Annotated in this window: 13 protein-coding genes; 6 read left to right on the plus strand and 7 right to left on the minus strand. The window is 72.7% G+C overall.

The window, feature by feature from the left end:
* Positions 1 to 495 precede the first annotated feature (495 nt).
* Positions 496 to 855, minus strand: a complete 360-nt coding sequence (locus tag AB0G35_RS36390; protein ID WP_360958816.1) for a GntR family transcriptional regulator — start codon at positions 853 to 855, stop codon at positions 496 to 498.
* 1 nt (position 856) lies between these two features.
* On the minus strand, positions 857 to 1,882 hold the full coding sequence (locus AB0G35_RS36395) for a DUF1648 domain-containing protein (RefSeq protein ID WP_360958819.1): 1,026 nt from the start codon (positions 1,880 to 1,882) through the stop codon (positions 857 to 859).
* Positions 1,883 to 2,101: 219 nt separating this feature from the next.
* On the opposite strand from AB0G35_RS36395, the gene AB0G35_RS36400 reads away from it, so the two are divergent.
* A complete protein-coding gene (locus AB0G35_RS36400; protein ID WP_360958822.1) occupies positions 2,102 to 3,631 on the plus strand; it encodes a UDP-N-acetylglucosamine 1-carboxyvinyltransferase in 1,530 nt (509 codons plus the stop codon).
* 101 nt (positions 3,632 to 3,732) lie between these two features.
* On the opposite strand, the gene AB0G35_RS36405 is transcribed toward AB0G35_RS36400, so the two are convergent.
* Together AB0G35_RS36405 and AB0G35_RS36410 are read right to left on the minus strand one after the other, a co-directional pair.
* Positions 3,733 to 4,533, minus strand: a complete 801-nt coding sequence (locus AB0G35_RS36405; protein WP_360958825.1) for a VOC family protein — start codon at positions 4,531 to 4,533, stop codon at positions 3,733 to 3,735.
* Positions 4,534 to 4,655: 122 nt separating this feature from the next.
* Positions 4,656 to 5,783 carry an acyl-CoA dehydrogenase gene (locus tag AB0G35_RS36410; protein ID WP_360958828.1) on the minus strand — a complete coding sequence of 376 codons (1,128 nt, stop codon included), beginning with the start codon at positions 5,781 to 5,783 and terminating at the stop codon, positions 4,656 to 4,658.
* A gap of 240 nt (positions 5,784 to 6,023) precedes the next feature.
* Between AB0G35_RS36410 and AB0G35_RS36415 the strand changes: the two genes are divergently transcribed.
* Together AB0G35_RS36415 and AB0G35_RS36420 are read left to right on the plus strand one after the other, a co-directional pair.
* A complete protein-coding gene (locus AB0G35_RS36415) occupies positions 6,024 to 7,673 on the plus strand; it encodes an AMP-binding protein (protein WP_360958831.1) in 1,650 nt (549 codons plus the stop codon).
* Positions 7,674 to 7,677: 4 nt separating this feature from the next.
* A complete protein-coding gene (locus AB0G35_RS36420; protein WP_360958834.1) occupies positions 7,678 to 8,526 on the plus strand; it encodes a PaaX family transcriptional regulator C-terminal domain-containing protein in 849 nt (282 codons plus the stop codon).
* Between the two features lie 77 nt (positions 8,527 to 8,603).
* On the opposite strand, the gene AB0G35_RS36425 is transcribed toward AB0G35_RS36420, so the two are convergent.
* On the minus strand, positions 8,604 to 9,371 hold the full coding sequence (locus tag AB0G35_RS36425; RefSeq protein ID WP_360958836.1) for an HAD family hydrolase: 768 nt from the start codon (positions 9,369 to 9,371) through the stop codon (positions 8,604 to 8,606).
* 481 nt (positions 9,372 to 9,852) lie between these two features.
* Here AB0G35_RS36425 and AB0G35_RS36430 point away from each other — a divergent pair, with 481 nt between their 5' ends.
* From AB0G35_RS36430 to AB0G35_RS36440, 3 genes are all read left to right on the plus strand, one after another.
* On the plus strand, positions 9,853 to 10,497 hold the full coding sequence (locus AB0G35_RS36430; RefSeq protein WP_360958837.1) for a TetR/AcrR family transcriptional regulator: 645 nt from the start codon (positions 9,853 to 9,855) through the stop codon (positions 10,495 to 10,497).
* 476 nt (positions 10,498 to 10,973) lie between these two features.
* A complete protein-coding gene (locus tag AB0G35_RS36435) occupies positions 10,974 to 11,612 on the plus strand; it encodes a ScbR family autoregulator-binding transcription factor (protein ID WP_360958839.1) in 639 nt (212 codons plus the stop codon).
* A 180-nt stretch (positions 11,613 to 11,792) separates the two neighbouring features.
* Positions 11,793 to 12,689: a ScbA/BarX family gamma-butyrolactone biosynthesis protein gene (locus AB0G35_RS36440; RefSeq protein WP_360958842.1), complete on the plus strand. Its 897-nt coding sequence runs from the start codon at positions 11,793 to 11,795 to the stop codon at positions 12,687 to 12,689.
* 49 nt (positions 12,690 to 12,738) lie between these two features.
* On the opposite strand, the gene AB0G35_RS36445 is transcribed toward AB0G35_RS36440, so the two are convergent.
* Both AB0G35_RS36445 and AB0G35_RS36450 read right to left on the minus strand, forming a co-directional pair.
* Entirely contained in the window at positions 12,739 to 15,195 is a 2,457-nt protein-coding gene (locus tag AB0G35_RS36445; protein ID WP_360958846.1) for an FAD-dependent monooxygenase, read from the minus strand.
* A 2-nt stretch (positions 15,196 to 15,197) separates the two neighbouring features.
* Positions 15,198 to 16,025 (minus strand): enoyl-CoA hydratase family protein, encoded by an 828-nt coding sequence (locus AB0G35_RS36450; RefSeq protein ID WP_360958844.1) that lies wholly within the window; start codon positions 16,023 to 16,025, stop codon positions 15,198 to 15,200.
* Positions 16,026 to 16,381: the final 356 nt, after the last annotated feature.

A 16,381-nucleotide genomic window follows, 5' to 3' on the forward strand; every position in this document is an offset into this window, starting at 1 on the left:
CAGCCACGCGATCATTCTGGCCGTCCGGCACCGCCCAGGACAGCAACAGAGTGACGCCTCATCGCAGGGCGAACGTTGCTTGATGCGGCACTAGGTCACGGCAATTGCCCGCTTTCACCGGCCCCGGAACGCCGCACCGTTCCGACCCCATCGGCCCGTCAACTACGCCCGGCGGGAGGGGAGTTGGCTGCTCACGTCCGCCCGGTCACCCCCGCCCGTCACCCCCGTACGTCGCAAGGGTCCGGTCGATGGCCGGGCCGAGGAAGGCCCGGGTGAGGGCGGCGCGTGGGAGAAGCCAGGGCGCGGGGGCGGGTGCGGGGCGCCCCGGGTCCGCGGGGACGGCCGGGGGCCGGGGGCCGGGGCCGTACCCAGCGCGCCGGGGGCGTCACCGGACAGGACGCGGCCGAACGTGTGGAGTTCGCGTCGGGTGACCGGGGGGTGACCGGGCGGTGCAGCAGTTCCCGGTGGGACCGGGTGAGGCCGGTGCGCCCCTCCTCATCGCCCGTTCAGCCCCACCCGCACCACCCCCACGATCTCCTCGTCCGAGAGCCCCAGTTGGCGGGCCTCGGCGATCAGCCGGGCGGTGGTCTCCCCCAGGCGGGCGCGGGCCGGTGAGGTGGTGCCGGTGACGACCGCGCCGCGGCCGCGGCGGAGTTCGATCAGGCCCTCCTCCTTGAGGCGCTGGTAGCCGCGCAGGACCGTGTGCACGTTCACGCCGAGGGACGCGGCGAGTTCACGGGCGGCCGGCAGCCGCTCCCCGGCACTGACGGTTCCGTCGGCGATCGCCCCGCGGACCGAGGCCGCGATCTGGTCGCCGAGCGGGACGGACGAGCCGGGATCGACCCGGAAGAGCACCTCAGCCTCCTTGCTGCGACCGCGCGCGGTCCGCGTACGTATTGAGCAGTGCGGCGGCGGTGGCCGCGTCGTCGACGGTCACGGCGAACGTCCGGCCGCCGGTGAGCGTCACCACGATCCCGTCACCCGAGCGCAGTATGAGGCCGCTGCCGCCGGGGCGGAGGCGGTAGCCCCAGCCGCCGTACTCCGTGAGCGCGGCGATCGGGCGGCCGGTGGCCTCCGTGATGCGGTCGAGGGGCACGTGCCGGAAGCGGAGCCGCGAGGACAGCAGGGTCGGTGCGACGGTCAGGCCGCGACGGTCGACGGTCACCCGTACGGAGGCGAAGGAGAGGATCAGCACCCCTGAGAGGACCAGGCTCAGGCATGCCAGCCAGTCGACGAGGAGGCCGAAGGCGAGCCCGGCGCAGAGCAGCACACCGCCGAGGACCGCCATCAGGGGCGAGCTGATGGTGCGTGACCAGCCGGCGGCGGTGCCGGCCGGGAGGTCGAGCCGGGGCGCCCGGCCGGATTCCGGGGCCGGTTGCCGGGGCGGTGCACCGGCCAGCAGCCGGCCCAGCGCACCGGCGGCCAGGGCGGCCGCCGGGATCGCGGCCAGGTGCCACCACGGCAGCCGTACGGCCGAGGCCTCGGCGACCCCCTCGTTGAGGAGCAGGGTGAGGCAGCCGGGATAGGCGATTCCCGCGGCCGTGGCGTAGCCGCCGGTGATCAGCCAGGAGGAGGCGGGGCGGAATGCCCGCACCTGGAGGAGGGCACCGAAGACGGCGCCGAATACCACGAGCAGCCCCAGAGGCATCGCCAGGAGGTCCTGGGCGGTGCCGTAGCCGTCGGCCCGGCCGCCGTCGCCGAAGTGGGTCGCGAGCGGTTCGGGCAGCCGGTCGGCGACGGCCGCGTACACGAGCACGACCGTCGTGAGCGCGGCGACGAAGGGGAACGCGGCGATCAGGGCCCGCCGGGGCCCGTTCAGCGCTGAACCGGAACGCGACCGCGCCCCGTCCCCGACCCCCGACGCACCTTTCGCACCTTTCACGCCCCTCACACCCTTCACGCGAATACATGCACTTTGCGCACCATTTAGTGCGCCATAGGGGGTAGCAGCCGATAAGACCGCTTGCGCGAACGCCCCACGACCCCGCGCACACACCGACGGTGACCCACCCTCAACCACCCCCACTTATTCGCATACTAATAGAACAACTCACTCACCATCAATTGCGTATCCATCTCATATCTGAGATACGGTCGCCCCATGGCAGACGACTACCTCGTACGCATCGGCAAGCTCATCCGTGACGCCCGGCAACACCGTGGCTGGACTCAGACGCAGCTCGCGGAGGCGCTCGGCACCAGCCAGAGTGCGGTGAATCGCATCGAACGCGGGAACCAGAACATCAGCCTTGAGATGATCGCCCGGATCGGCGAGGCACTGGACAGCGAGATCGTTTCGCTCGGCTATGCCGGCCCGATGCATCTGCGGGTGGTCGGTGGCCGCCGGCTGTCCGGCAGCATCGATGTGAAGACGAGCAAGAACGCCTGCGTGGCACTGCTCTGCGCCACTCTGCTGAACGCCGGACGCACAACTCTGCGCCGGGTGGCCCGTATTGAGGAGGTCTACCGCATCCTCGAAGTGCTCGGCAGCATCGGCGTACGCACCCGCTGGATCAACGACGGCAACGACCTGGAGATCGTGCCGCCCGCGGAACTCGACCTGGACTCCATGGACTTGGAGGCCGCCCGTCGCACCCGCAGCGTCATCATGTTCCTCGGCCCGCTGCTGCACCGCATGGACCGCTTCAAACTGCCGTACGCGGGCGGCTGCGACCTCGGCACCCGTACCGTCACCCCGCACATGGCGGCGCTGCGGCACTTCGGGCTGGAGATCACCGCGACCGACGGCACGTACCTCGGCGAGGTCGACCGCACCGTCACCCCCAAGCGCGCGATCGTGCTGACCGAGCGCGGGGACACCGTCACCGAGAACGCCCTTCTGGCGGCGGCCCGGCACGACGGCGTCACGGTCATCCGCAACGCCTCCTCCAACTACATGGTCCAGGATCTCTGCTTCTTCCTGGAGGAGTTGGGCGTCCGGGTCGACGGCATCGGCACCACCACCCTCACCGTCCACGGCACCGCCCACATCGAGCGCGATGTGGACTACGCCCCCTCCGAGGATCCGGTCGAGGCGATGAGCCTGCTGGCCGCCGCGGTCGTCACCGAGTCGGAACTCACCATCCGCCGGGTGCCGGTGGAGTTCCTGGAGATCGAGCTCGCGGTCCTGGAGGAGATGGGCCTGGACCACGAACGCAGCACGGAGTACGCCGCCGACAACGGCCGCACCCGGCTGATCGACCTGACCGTCCGCCCGTCCAAACTCCAGGCGCCGCTGGACAAGATCCACCCGATGCCCTTCCCGGGCCTGAACATCGACAACGTCCCCTTCTTCGCCGCCATCGCGGGCAGCGCCCAGGGCCAGACCCTGATCCACGACTGGGTCTACGACAACCGCGCGATCTACCTGACGGACCTCAACCGCCTCGGCGCCCAGGTCAAACTCCTCGACCCGCACCGGGTCCTGGTCGACGGCCCGACCCGCTGGCGCTCCGCGGAAATGATGTGCCCCCCGGCCCTGCGCCCCGCCGTCGTCGTCCTCCTCGCCATGATGGCCGCCGAGGGCACGTCCGTCCTCCGCAACGTCTATGTCATCAACCGCGGTTACGAGGACCTCGCGGCCCGCCTCAACTCGATCGGCGCGCAGATCGAGATCTTCCGGGACATCTGACCGGCGCCCCGGCCCCGCACCCGGCTACGGCAGCCCGCTCGCCCGCCCGTCGCCGGCTGTCGTCAGCCGGGCCGGGCCGGGCCGTGCCGACGTCTCCGGTGTCACAGCGAGCCGTGCGGGGTGAGTATGACGAATTCGGCGCCTGCGGAGTCCGTGCAGACGGCCAGGCGGCCGACGCCCTCGGCGGTTTCGGGGCCCATGGAGAGGGTGCCGCCGTTGCCGGTGACCAGGCCGACGGTGGCGTCGCAGTCCTTGGAGATGAAGACGGGGTGCCAGTAGGGCTTGCCCGTGGGGGCGAGGAGGTCGGCGGGGACGCCCATGAGACCGCCGTGCGTACGGTCGTTGCCGCAGTTCGCGGGGGTGAGGAGGGTGTAGGTGCCGCCGCCGGCGGGGAGCGGCATGTCCTGGGTCTGCCAGCCGAACACGGTCTTGTAGAAGGCCTGGGCGGCGGCCGGGTCGGTGGTGTACAGCTCCGTCCAGCCCAGGCTGCCCGCGGCGTCCGCGGTTTCGAAGCCCGGGTACCGCGCGGGCTGCCAGACGGCGAAGTCCGCGCCCTGCGGGTCCGTGAGCTGCGCGAACCGGCCGTCGTCGGCTCCGACCGCGGCCGGCTGCGCACGGACCGAGCCGCCCGCCTGCTCCACCGCCTTGACCGTGGCGTCCGCGTCGGGGGTGTGGAAGTAGATCGTCCAGGCCGACTCCGCGCCGTCCTCGGTGAGCGGACCGACCGCGCCCACCGCCTTCCCGTCGAGCCGGAAGAGCGTGTATCCACCCGCCTGCCGGTCACCGAACGGCTCCGACCGCCAGCCGAACACCGCTCGGTAGAAGGCCGTCGCGACCTCGACATCGGGCGCCCCCAGATCGAGCCAGCACGGGGAGCCGGGGACGAAGTCAGTAGTGATCATGGCGGTTCCCTTCGCGGATCGTCTCTGACTTCAGCCTGACATTCGGCACTGACACTCGCCCGTCGGAACGGACGGTGACCGCCGGGCGGCGGGCCGTGCCCGGCACCGCCCGCCGTCGGCGTTCAGGCCCGGTAGAGCTCCTTCGCGATGATCGAGCGCTGCACCTCCGTGGCGCCCTCGTAGATGCGGGGTGCCCGGACCTCTCGGTAGAGGTGCTCCAGGAGGTGGCCGCGGCGCAGTGCGCGGGCGCCGTGGATCTGGACGGCGGCGTCGACCACGTACTGCGCGGTCTCGGTGGCCAGCAGTTTGGCCATCGCCGAGCGGCGGGCGATGTCGCGGGCCCCGGTGTCGTACGCGGTGGCCGCCGCGTACACCAGGAGGCGGGCCGCCTCGGTGCGGGTGGCCATCTCGGCGAGCTGGTGGCCGACGGACTGCAGGTCCTTGAGCGGACCGCCGAACGCGGTGCGCGCGCCGGCGTGCGCCACCGCGGCGTCCAGCGCGGCCTGCGCCATGCCGACCGCGAAGGCGCCCACGCTCGGCCGGAAGAGGTTCAGGGTGCCCATCGCGACGGCGAATCCGCCGTCCACCTCGCCCAGGACATCCTCGCTGGTCACGGGCGTGCCGTCGAAGACCAGCGTGCCGATGGGGTGCGGGCTGAGCAGGTCCAGGTGCGCACCGGTCAGCCCGGGGCGGTCGGCGGGCACCAGGAAGGCGGTGACGCCACGGGACCCCGGCGCGCCCCCGGTGCGGGCGAAGACGGTGGCGAAGTCCGCTTCGGGCGCGTTGGAGATCCAGCACTTCTCGCCGGTCAGCCGCCAGCGGCCCGGCCCGTCCGGCTCGGCGGCCAGCGACAGCGCGGCGGCGTCCGAGCCCGCGTCCGGCTCGCTCAGGGCGAAGGCGGCGACCGCGCGCCCCGCGGCGACCTCGGGCACCCAACGGGCGCGCTGCGCCTCGGTCCCCGACTGGACGACCGGACAGGTCCCCAGCCCCTGGAGCGCGAGGGCGGTCTCCGCCTCCGTGCACTCCTGGGCGAGGGATTCCCGCAGCAGGCACAGGTCCAGGGCGCGCAACGGCCCGTCGTCCGGGAACAGGCGGCGCAGCAGGCCGAGTTCGCCGAGTGCCGCGACCAGGGGGCGGTTGACCCGGCCCTCGGTGCCCTTCTCGGCGAGCGGGCTCAGCCGTTCGGCCGTCATGGCGCGCAACGCGGCACACCATTCCTGCTCGTCCGGTCCCAGCGCGAATACAGTCACGAGGCGGCTCCCTGGTAGCGGTCCTCTATCGCGGTCTGTTGACTGCCGTCACGAACACGTTACGCTGACGACGGATCCGAACGGCAGCCCCCGGGGCGAGGGACAGCCCTTGAGCGACGGACAGTCCCTGAACAACCGACAGTTCTGGAGCAGTCTCGACGGCTCGTCGGCCGGTCCCGGCCGGAGGGACGAGCAGCCGACCGAGCGCGGCCACCCGGCCGTCCTAGGGGGCGCACCGCCATGGAGCCACGGTCCTCGGCCCACACCGACACCTTCGCGCGCGACCGGCTGCCGCCCCGCGAGCAGTGGCCGCACCTGACCGACCTGGGCTATCCCGACCGGCTGAACTGCGGCGCCGAGTTGCTGGACGGCACCCTCGCCCGACACGGCGCCGACCGGCCCGCGCTCCGCGACGCGCACGGCGGGGTGTGGACGTACGGGGAACTGCGCGCCCGGGTGGACGCGATCGCGCACGCGCTGACCGGCCCGCTGAACGTCCGCCCCGGCAACCGCGTCCTGCTCCGCGGCCCCACCACGCCCTGGCTGGCCGCCTGCTGGCTCGCCGTGATGAAGGCCGGCGCGGTCGCCGTGACGGTCCTGGCCTCCCAGCGCCCCGACGAACTCGCCACGATCTGCGGGCTGGCACAGGTGCGGCACGCCCTCTGCGCGGCCGAGGCGGTCGACGATCTGGTCAAGGCCGCGGTCCCCGGGCTGCGGATCACGACGTACGGCGGCGACGGGCCGGACAATCTGCGGCACCTGGCCCGGCCCGGCGGCGCCCCGTACCCGGCGGTGCCGACCGCGGCCGACGACGTCGCGCTGATCGCCTTCACCTCCGGCACCACCGGCCGCCCCAAGGGCTGTCTGCACTTCCACCGGGACGTGCTCGCCATCGCCGACACCTTCTCCGCGCAGGTGCTGCGGCCCACCCCGGACGACGTGTTCGCCGGCAGCCCGCCGCTGGGTTTCACCTTCGGTCTCGGCGGGCTGGTGGTCTTCCCGCTGCGGGCCGGCGCCTCGGCCCTGCTCGCCGACTGGGGCGGCCCCGAGCGGCTGCTCGACGACATCGCCCGGCACCGGATCTCGGTGCTGTTCACCGCGCCGACCGCCTACCGCACGATGCTGCCCCGGCTCGCCGGGCACGACGTCTCCTCGCTGCGCCGCTGCGTGTCGGCCGGGGAGAACCTGCCCGCCGCCACCTGGCAGTCCTGGTACGAGGCGACCGGTCTGCGGATCATCAACGGCATCGGCGCCACGGAACTGCTGCACATCTTCATCTCCGCCGCCGACGAGGCGATCCGGCCCGGCACCACCGGCCTGCCGGTGCCGGGCTTCGAGGCGCGCGTGGTGGGCCCGGACGGCACCCCGGTGCCGGACGGCGAGCCCGGCCTGCTGGCGGTCCGCGGCCCGACGGGCTGCCGCTACCTCGCGGATCCGCGGCAGACCGAGTACGTACGGGACGGCTGGAACCTCACCGGCGACACCTATGTCCGCGAGCCGGACGGCTACTTCCGCTACGTGGCCCGCGCGGACGACATGATCATCTCCGCCGGGTACAACATCGCCGGCCCCGAGGTGGAGGACGCGCTGCTGCACCACCCCGACGTCACCGAGGCGGCGGTGGTCGGACGGCCGGACGAGGAGCGCGGCCAGGTGGTGGTCGCCCACGTCGTGCTGCGGGCCGGCGTGCCGGAGGGGCCGGACACCGTCGCCGCGCTGCGCGCCTTCACCAAGTCCCGCATCGCCCCGTACAAATGCCCCCGCGAGATCGTCTTCCACACCGCGCTGCCGCGCACCCCGACCGGCAAGCTCCAGCGCTTCCGGCTGCGCGCGCCGCACGGGGCGGCCGACCCGTCCCGCGGGCCGGACCCGGTCGCCGATCTACAGTGATCAGGTGACCGACCAGCAGACACAGCGCACCCCACGGTCCCTGATCGTCACCTTCTACGGTGCGTACGGGCGCGACGAGCCCGGCCCGGCGGACCAGGCCCGGCCGGTGCCGGTCGCCGCGCTGATCCGGCTGCTCGGCGTGCTCGGCGTCGATCCGCCGTCGGTGCGTTCCGCGGTCTCCCGCCTCAAGCGGCGCGGTCTGCTCGTCCCCGGGCGCACGGCCACCGGTGCGGCTGGTTACGGGCTGTCGGACGAGGGCCGGCAACTGCTGGACGACGGCGACCGGCGGATCTTCGGCCGGCCGGCCGCGCGGCTGTCCGACGGCTGGGTGCTGGCCGTCTTCTCCGTCCCCGAGGAGGAGCGGCACAAACGGCACCTGCTGCGCTCGCGGCTGGCCCGGCTGGGCTTCGGTACCGCCGCTCCGGGTGTGTGGATCGCCCCCGCGCACCTCTACGAGGAGACCCGGCACACCCTGGAGCGGCTCGAACTCGCCCCGTACGTCGACCTGTTCACCGGTACGCATGCGGGTTTCGCGCCGACCGCCCGATCGGTGGCGCGGTGGTGGGACCTGGACGCCATCGCCGCGCAGCACCGCGCCTTCCTGGCGGAGCAGGAGCCGGTGCTGCGCCGCTGGTCGCGGCGGCGCACGGTGCCGGGCGAGACGGCCTACCACGACTATCTGCTGGCCCTGGACGCCTGGCGCCGTCTGCCGTACGCGGATCCCGGTCTGCCCTCTCCCCTCCTGCCGGAGGACTGGCCGGGTGGCCGCGCCGCGGAGGTCTTCGGCCGGCTGCACGACACTTTGCAGGCGGCGGGAGCCCGTTACGTGCGTGAGGTGACGGCCGGGCCGTGAGGGGCCGCTGCGGGTAGCGGTGAGGGCCCGTCAGGGGCGCCTGGGCGCGCACGTGGCGCCGTGCGCCGGACCGTGCCTCAGCGGCGGCGCTGCACGGGCCGGACGGCGCGCGCGGCGCCCGCGGCTCCGGCGGCTCCCGCGGCCATGGCGGGACGCGGCCGGGCGGCGGCGATAACCGACACCACGTCCTTGAACGAACTGCACATCCGGGTGCCGGCGACCGCGGCCAACTCGCCGAAGGTGCCGACCCCGTACGTCACCGCGACCGGCTCCATCCGCGCGGTGACCGCCATCCTCATGTCCCCCACCGTGTCCCCCACGTACGCGGTCTGCCAGGCCGCGACCCCCAGCCGGCCGGCCGCCCGCAGCACCAGCTCCGGGTGCGGCTTGCCGCGCCGGACCATGTCCTGGCCGACGACCGGCCCGACCAGGTCGCGGATGCCCATGACGTCGAGCAGCGCCTCGGCGCTACGGGTGGGCTTGGACGTGGCGACCGCCAGCTCGACGCCGTGGGCGCGCAGCGCGGACAGCCCCGCGCTCACACCGGGGAAGAGCAGCTGCGGTCCCTGACAGAGCACTTCGTAGGAGAACAGTTCGCGGTAGCGGTTGATGGCGGCCTGCACCCTGCCGTCGTCCTCGGGGCGGCCCAGCAGCCGGCCGAAGGCGGGGCCGGGAGGCTTGCCGATGGCCGCCGCCGCCTGCCGCGCGGTCACCGAACAGCCCTGCTCCGAAGCCACCTTGACCAGTAGTTTGCTGATGGCGGGCAGGGTGTTTGCGAGGGTGCCGTCCAGGTCGAATACGGCGGCTCGGAGCGTGTCGACTCCGGTACCCCGTGCGCCTCTCACGGGACGTTCGCGGACTTCCGTTGCTACGCGCATGGCTGGAGACCTTTCGGGTTCCGGTGGGGGTGCGGGTTCTGTGACGTTGCTCGCTCTGCTGGTTGGGCGGCCCGCGGTCGACGACTCGTAACGGCAGAGGCGGTCTCGCCATGGCGCACCGCTGTCCTAGGGCGGCACGCGACCGACGGGGCGGCTGCAACGGAAGGGAACGTCCCGTTTACCGCCTTCGGAGATTTAAAAACCGCCTGCGCTGTTTGTCAATGTGCCTTTGTCCATCCCTGACGGATCGACAACCTCCTTTCCAGCCTTCAGACTGGACACACACGCTTCATCGGGCCGCCGAAGCCCCCGAGCGGGCGGCGAACCGTCGACTTCCCGTCAGGAGACGCGAGTTCTGGCCAAACCCCTGGACCATATCGAACCGCATGGTTGGTTTTCTATGTAGACTGCATCAGCTCGCAGCCGTACTAGAGACGGGACGGACACCGTGCCCACCCAGCATCGCGCCATCCAGAGCCGCCAGGCACTCATCCGCTCGGCCGCAGAGACCTTCCTGGAGAAGGGGGTGCCCGCCGCGGGCATGGTCGAGATCAGCCGGCGGGCCCGCCTGAGCAAGGGCGCCCTCTACTTCCACTTCACGTCCAAGGACGACCTCACCCTGGCGGTGCGGGACTCCGCGCTGGCCACCCTCAAGGAGATCGAGGGCGCCTTCACCCGCTCTCCGGAGCCGCTGCCCCAGGCCGTACGGGACTTCGCCGTCGAGCTGTTCGACCGGGTGCGGACCGACGCGGTGCTGCGCGCCGGACTGCGGCTGCGGCCCGAGACCGCGCCGGGCCTCGGCATCTACGCCCTGGAGCAGCGCTGGTACGCGCTCTTCCTCGACAAGGCGGTCACCTGCGGTACCGGCCGCCCCGGCGGGCCGGCCGCGGCGGACGCGCCGGACGCCGAACCGCGGCATACCGCACAGCTGTTGACCTCGATCGTGGTGGGGCTTCTGCATCTGGGGGACGAGGACGGCGCCTGGTGGGACGAGGAGGCCGTCGCCGGACTGTGGGCGCTGCTGCCGGAGGCCCCGGAGCGGGTGCCGGCCGCGGGCGTTCCCGCACCGGCGCAGCTGCCGGCGGCCGGCTGATCCCGTCCGCCGCACCGTCCCCGGGCCGCACCCGCGGCCCGTCTTCATGTCTTCCTGTCTTCCTGTCACGCGAACGCGCAGGCGTCCGCGTCACCACTCGATGAACACCGCGCCGATGCCCGCACATCGATGCCGTCCGGCGCCTGCGATCACCTCTGCGCACCCCTCTTCGGCAGCGAACTCGTCATCTCCATAAGGATGTTGGACGAGTACGCCGGCCCGGCGCAGCCGTCACCGGGGCCCGCCGGACGCCGTGGTGCGTCCCCGGGGCCCGGGCATCCGCCAGGTGAAGTGCCCTGCGCCCGAAGGGCGCTTCGGGCGGCGCGCGGACTCCATACCGCACGGTTGGCTTCTTTATGATGCGGAAATAGACTGCGCGGCCACGGGCGGCGGGTGGCAGGCAGCAGGCAGCAGGCAGCAGGCAGCAGGCAGCAGGCAGGCACAACAACTCCAGGACGGCATAGGGAGGATGATCGGTGGTCAAGCAGGAACGCGCACTGCGCACCCGGCGCGCCGTCCTCGAAGCAGCGGCCCATGTCATCGGAACCCGTGGGTACCAGGCCGCCACCATGGCCGAGATCATCCAGCGCGCCGGAGTCACCAAAGGGGCGGTGTACTTCCACTTCACCTCCAAGGACGCGCTGGCCCGCGCGGTCATCACGGAGCAGACCGACCCGTTCCTTCCGCAGGTCAGCGAGTCCCGGCTGCAGGACGCCATCGACTTCACGCACCAGGTGGCACTGGCCCTGCGCAGCGACCCGATGCTGCAGGCCGGCACCCGTATCGCGGTGGAGACGACCTTCAGCGAGGAGCCGCTGGCGCCGTACCAGACGTGGACGGACATCATCACGACGATGTTCCGCGAGGCCCGGGACAACGGTGAGTTGCTGCCCGGAGTGGCGCCGGAACGGGCGGCCGAGTTCTTCGTCGCCGCCTATATGGGGGTGCAGTTGTTCTCGCGGGCCGCGACCAATCGCGCCGACCTCCCCGAGCGGGTCACCGCGCTGTGGAAACACACCCTGCCGGGGCTGGCCGCGCCCGGCGCGATGGGCCATCTCGACCCGCACGGCCGCAGCGTGCAGGTCTCCGTCCGCGCTCCCCTTGGCACTGGTTAACAAACCACATGGTCCGTATCTTGGTCCCCCCGGGCCGTTGTCGAACCTCCGCCCGCCAGGGCGCTGAGAGCCGCACAGCAGAAAGGGACGCCTATGGCCAGCGCCGCCCTCATGCCGTCCTCGCGCGATCAACGCCACGACTCCGCAGTCCGGTTGACGGACGGAAACCGACCGTCCTCTTTGTCCACGACCGTTCCGCGCGGGTACGTCCACCGCGCCGCCGTGTCCGAGGTGTTCCTCACCAACTGGCGGCGCGGTCCCGGCGACAGCTGGGCGGTGAGCGCCCAGTGGCCGCGGGCCCACAGTTTCTACGCACCGGTCGACGGGCTGCACGATCCGCTGCTGTTGATCGAGACCGTGCGGCAGGCGGGGATACTGCTGAGCCATGTGGCGCACCGGGTGCCGCTCGACCACCCCATCATCTGGCAGCACGTCCGCTACGACCTCGCCCCGCAGGCGCTGCGCACCGCCGACGAACCAGCCGAGGTGGAGCTGCAGATCACCGACCATGACGTCGTACGCCGCGGGAAGCGCCTGATCAGCGCCCGTCAGGAGTTCCGCATCCGGTGCGACGGCGCCCACCTGGCCCATGCCCGGCTCATCTACTCCTGTCACAGCCCGGCGGTCTACCGCCGGCTGCGCGGCAGATACAGCGACCTGGCGTTCGCCACCTCCCGCCGGCTGCCGGTGCCGGAGCCGGTCACCCCGCAGCTGGTCGCCCGGGACCACGACCGCGATGTGGTGCTCTCCCCCACCGGCCTTCCGGACCGCTGGCAGCTGCGGGTCGACCCCTCCCATCCGGTGCTCTTCGGCCATCCCGTCGACCACGCCCCCGGCATGCTGATGGTCGAGGCCGCCCGGCAGGCCGCCCAGGCGGTGATGCCCGGTGTGCCGACGCTGCCGGTCTCGCTGGAGTGCTCCTTCGAGCGGTACGCCGAGCTGGACGCGCCGAGTTGGGTGCGGGCGCGCACCCCGGGCCTGGCTCCGGCCGGCGGCGCGCAACGGGTCGAGGTGGGCGTGGAACAGCACGGAAGACCGGTGGTCGCCGCGCGGATCACCAGCGTGCCGGTGCCCTGAGGGCCCGGCTCCCCAGCGGCCCCGCCCGCGCTGCCCGTGCCTCCCCCCGTCACCGCAGCGTGAGGCGGGGCTTCGGCGCGTCGGTGCGCCCGGTGGGCGGGGTGCGGCTGCCCGCCTGGTAGGGCAGCGGCCAGGGGGCGCCCGGACCGGCGTAGCCCTGCTCGGCGGCGGCGTGCAGCGTCCAGTGCGGGTCGTAGAGGTGCGGTCGGGCCAGTGCGCACAGGTCGGCGCGGCCGGCGAGGACGAGGGAGTTCACGTCGTCCCAGGAGGAGATCGCGCCGACCGCGATGACCGGCACGCCGAGGGAGTTGCGGATCCGGTCGGCGAACGGCGTCTGGTACGAGCGTCCGAAGTCGGGGCGCTCGTCGGACACGACCTGCCCGGTGGAGACGTCGATGGCGTCGGCGCCGTGCTCGGCGAACGCGGCCGCCATGGCCACCGCGTCCTCGGCGGTGGTGCCGCCGTCGGCCCAGTCGGTGGCGGAGATCCGGACGGTCATCGGCCGGTCGTCCGGCCAGACCTCACGTACCGCGTCGAAGACGTCGAGCGGGAAGCGGAGCCGGCCGGCCAGGGAACCTCCGTAGGCGTCGGTGCGTTGATTGGTCAGCGGGGAGAGGAAGCCGGACAGCAGATAGCCGTGGGCGCAGTGGAGTTCGAGGAGGTCGAAACCGCAGTCGGCGGCGCGGCGCGCGGCGTCGGTGAACTCGCGCCGGAGGTCTGCCAGTTCGCCGGTGGTCAGCTCGTGGGGACGCTGGCTGCCGGGCTTGTAGGGGAGGGGGGATGCGGCGACGAGCGGCCAGTTGCCGGTGTCGAGCGGTTCGTCGATGCCGTCCCACATCAGCTTGGTGGAGCCCTTGCGGCCGGAGTGGCCGAGCTGCACGCCGAGCGCGGTGCCGGGCGCCCGGGTGTGCACGAAGTCGGTGACGCGGCGCCAGGCCGCCGCCTGTTCGTCCGTGTAGAGGCCGGCGCAGCCCGGGGTGATCCGGCCCTGTTCGCTGACGCACACCATCTCGGTCATCACGAGTCCGGCCCCGCCGAGGGCCCGGGCGCCGAGGTGCACGAGGTGGAAGTCACCGGGGACGCCGTCCTCGGAGGAGTACATGTCCATCGGTGACACGACCACGCGGTTGCGCAGGGTGAGTCCGCGCAGCCGGAAGGGCGTGAACATCGGCGGGGTGCCGGCCGGGATGCCCGCCTCGTCCTCGACGGCGGCGACGAATCCGGCGTCGCGCAGCCGCAGGTTGTCGTGGGTGACGCGGCGGCTGCGGGTGAGCAGGTTGAAGGCGAACTGGCGCGGCGGCTGGTCGACGTACCCGGCCAGTTCCTCGAACCACGCGAGGCTGGCGCGGGCGGCCCGCTGCGTGGAGGCGACGACGGGCCGGCGCTCCGCCTCGTAGGCGGCCAGGGCTCGGGGGATGTCGGGCTGCTCCTGGAGGCAGGCGGCCAGCGCCAGGGCGTCCTCGACGGCGAGTTTGGTGCCGGAGCCGATGGAGAAGTGCGCGGTGTGCGCGGCATCGCCGAGCAGCACGGTGTTGCCGTGCGACCAGTGCTCGTTGACGACCGTGCGGAACGCGATCCAGCTGGAGTTGTTGGACCGCAGGGCCCGCCCGCGCAGGGCGTCGGTGAAGACCTTGCCGCACCATTCCACCGAGGTGCGCTCATCGGCCCGGTCCAGCCCGGCGGCCCGCCAGACCTCCTCCCGCATCTCGACGATGACGGTGCTGGCACCGAGAGCGGGTTCGGGACCGGCGGGACGGGCACCGTCAGGCGCAGGACCGGGGTCGGCGGGCTCACGGCCGGCGTCGGCGGGCTCAGGGCCGGCGTCGGCGGGCTCAGGGCCGGCGTAGGCGGGCTCACGGCCGGCGTCGGCGGGCTCAGGACCGGCGTAGGCGGGCTCACGGCCGGCGTCGGCGGGCTCAGGACCGGCGTAGGGGTAGGCGTGGAGCTGGACGACGCCGTGCTCGGTCTCGGCGATCTCGAAGCGGAAGGCGTCGAAGGCGAAGTCCGCGGCGAGCCAGATGTAGCGGCAGCGGTGGGTGGTCAGCCGCGGCCGGAAGACGTCGGCGTGTGCGGTGCGGGTCGCGCTGTGCACCCCGTCGGCGGCGATGACCAGGTCGTATTCCCGGGCCAGCGCGGCGGCGGGCGGCGCCTCGGTACGGAAGCGCAGGTCCACGCCGAGGCCGCGGCAGCGCCGGTGCAGCACGGCCAGCAGCCGACGCCGGCCGAGTGCGGCGAAGCCGTGCCCGCCGGAGGTGAGGGTCCGACCGCGGTGCACGATGTCGATGTCGTCCCAGCGGACGAACTCCGCCTGGAGCGCGCGGTAGACCTCCGGGTCGGCGTGCTCGATGCCGCCGAGCGTCTCGTCGGAGAGGACGACGCCGAAACCGAAGGTGTCGTCGGGGGCGTTGCGCTCGAATACGGTGATCTCGCGGGTGGGGTCGAGCCGTTTGAGGAGCGCAGCGGCGTACAGTCCGCCCGGCCCGCCGCCGATGACCGCGACCCGCACGGCTATTTCCCCTGCCACTTGGGCGTCCGCTTCTCGGTGAAGGCGGCGTGGAATTCCGCGTAGTCGGCGCTGTTCATCAGCAGTGCCTGGGTCGCGGCGTCCATCTCGACGGCGGCGGCCAGCGGCATGTCGAGTTCGGCGGTGAGCAGCGCCTTGGTCTGCGCGTGCGCCAGCGCGGGCCCCTCGGCGAGCCGTCGGGCGAGCGCGGCGGCCGCCTCGTCGGCCCGTCCCTCGTCCGCCAACTCGCTGATCAGGCCGAGCCGTTCGGCCTCCGGCGCCCGTACCGCGTCGCCGAGCATCAGCAGCCGGGTGGCGTGCCCGAGCCCGATGACCCGCGGCAGCAGATAGGCCGCGCCCATGTCGCCGCCGGACAGCCCGACCCGGGTGAAGAGGAACGCGAAGCGGGCCGAGGGGTCGGCGACCCGGAAGTCCGCGGCCAGCGCGAGCACCGCACCGGCCCCGGCCGCGACGCCGTGCACCGCCGCGATCACCGGGAACGGGGCCTCCCGCACGGCCCGCACGACCTGCCCGGTCATCCGGTTGAAGTCCAGCAGCTGGCCGGTGTCCATGCCCAGGGTGGCGCCGATGATCTCCTCGACATCACCCCCCGAGCAGAACCCGCGCCCCTCGCCGGCCAGCACGAGGGCGCGTACGGAGCGCTCCCGCGACAGCTCGGCGAGCAGATCACGGAGATCGGCGTACGCCTCGAAGGTCAGCGCATTGAGCTTCTCCGGTCGCGCCAGGGTGACCGTGGCGACCCCGTCCTCCCTGGTCACACGGATGTGCTGCCAGGTCTGCGTACTCCGGGCGGATCCTGCGAACGGACTCATCGGACTGCCTGCCCCCTTCGGCGGGTCGGCCGGTGGTGCTCTTCCGGATGCCCTTCGAAGCTATCACTGTTCTGTGACTGTCGTCATGATGGCGCGATATGAGTTCGGGAGCGGGCCGAGTTTCCGTCGAGGCTGGGGGCGGGAGGCGGGGCGGGGTGGGGAGGTCCTGGGTGTCGGCGAATTACGGCCGAGGCCTTCGGGATACGGACGGTCGTTGGGGATGCGGGGTGGTCGTCGGAGGTACGGCGCGGCGGTCGTCGGGGATGCGGGGTGGTCGTCGGAGGTACGGCGCGGCGGTCGTCGGGGATGCGGGGTGGTCGTCGGAGGTACGGCGCGGCGGTCGTCGGGGATGCGGA

The organism is Streptomyces sp. NPDC021749, assembly GCF_040640655.1.
In the GTDB taxonomy this organism is placed as follows: Bacteria; Actinomycetota; Actinomycetes; order Streptomycetales; family Streptomycetaceae; genus Streptomyces.